Annotated in this window: 1 protein-coding gene; it reads left to right on the top strand. The window is 39.2% G+C overall.

Features of this window, described 5'->3' with window-relative positions; translation table 11 throughout:
* Positions 1-51 precede the first annotated feature (51 nt).
* Positions 52-1,412, top strand: a protein-coding gene (locus CRO25_RS32915) for an IS3 family transposase (RefSeq protein ID WP_097115856.1) whose coding sequence is annotated in 2 segments (ribosomal slippage) — positions 52-508 and positions 508-1,412 — 1,362 coding nt in all. Because the reading frame shifts where the segments join, the coding sequence is not laid out codon by codon here.
* Positions 1,413-1,444 lie beyond the last annotated feature (32 nt).

Below are 1,444 nucleotides of genomic sequence, written 5' to 3'. Positions count from 1 at the left end.
TGAACTGCACCCCATTTGTTAGACACGACTAACAATGGAGGTGCAGTTTTTTTGCCTAAATTCAGTTTAGATGAGAAATTGAAAGCCATTCATAGATATCAGAATGGTACTGAAGGAGTCAAAAGTATTGCAAAATCATTACGGATAAATCATGAAACTTTACGTATGTGGATTAGGCAATACGAATATCACGGCGTCAAAGCTTTTGAAAAGAGCTATACAGCTTACACTAAGACATTTAAACTAGACGTACTCACCTATATAAACGAGAATGGGACGTCTCCAAATGAAGCTGCGGTCATTTTCAATATACCCTCTCCTAGGATTATTAGAAAATGGCGTATTCAATTCAATGAGGATGGAATGGACGGCCTGAAATCAAAGAAAAAGGGGCGTCCACTCATGAAAAATACGAACAAAAATATGACGAAGAAGCTAGAACCTGGCGATGAATCAGTTGAAGCTCTACAAGCTGAATTAGAACGTTTGCGTATGGAAAACGCCTATTTAAAAAAGTTGAATGCCTTAGTTCAAAACAAGGAAAAATCACCAAACAAGACAAAGCGCAAGTAGTCTATGAATTAAGGCTTGAATTCCCGGTGGTTGCATTGCTAGCGTTCGCTGAAGTCCCACGTAGCACCTTCTATTACTGGGTGAAACAGTTTGACAAGCCCGATCTAGACGCAGACCTGAAACTCCTTATTCAATCCATTTACGAGGAACATCAGGGGCGTTATGGCTATCGTCGTATCCGTGATGAACTAGTTAATCGTGAACACCGAGTTAACCATAAAAAAGTACAGCGTATCATGAAAGAATTAGGCCTGAAATCAGTAGTGCGTATGAAAAAATATCGTTCCTATAAAGGAACAGTGGGTAACATTGCACCAAACGTACTGGATCGTAACTTTCAAGCAGAAAAACCAAATGAGAAATGGGTTACCGATATTACGGAATTTAAGTTGTTTGGAGAAAAGCTTTATTTATCACCTGTTCTGGACTTATTTAACGGTGAAATTATCACGTACACAGTAGGATCTCGCCCTACTTATTCATTAGTCTCCGACATGCTAAATAAAGCTTTTAAACGCTTATCCAACGAGGATGAGCTCCTCCTGCATTCGGATCAAGGCTGGCACTACCAGATGAAGCAGTATCAACATGCTTTGAAGGAACGGGCGATTATCCAGAGCATGTCACGCAAAGGAAATTGTTACGATAACGCAGTAATGGAGAACTTCTTTGGCATTATGAAGTCAGAATTTCTCTATCTTAATGAGTTTGAAAGTCTAGATGACTTCAAGCAAGAACTAGCACAATACATCGATTACTACAATCACAAACGCATTAAGTCAAAATTAAAAGGCATGAGCCCGGTACAATACCGAATTCATGCCATACAGGTTGCATAAAAATATTTGTCTAACTTTAAGGGGTCACTTCA

Source organism: Paenibacillus sp. RU5M, assembly GCF_900221055.1.
In the GTDB taxonomy this organism is placed as follows: Bacteria; Bacillota; Bacilli; order Paenibacillales; family Paenibacillaceae; genus Paenibacillus; species Paenibacillus marchantiae.
This window is presented reverse-complemented; position numbering and strand designations above follow the sequence as displayed.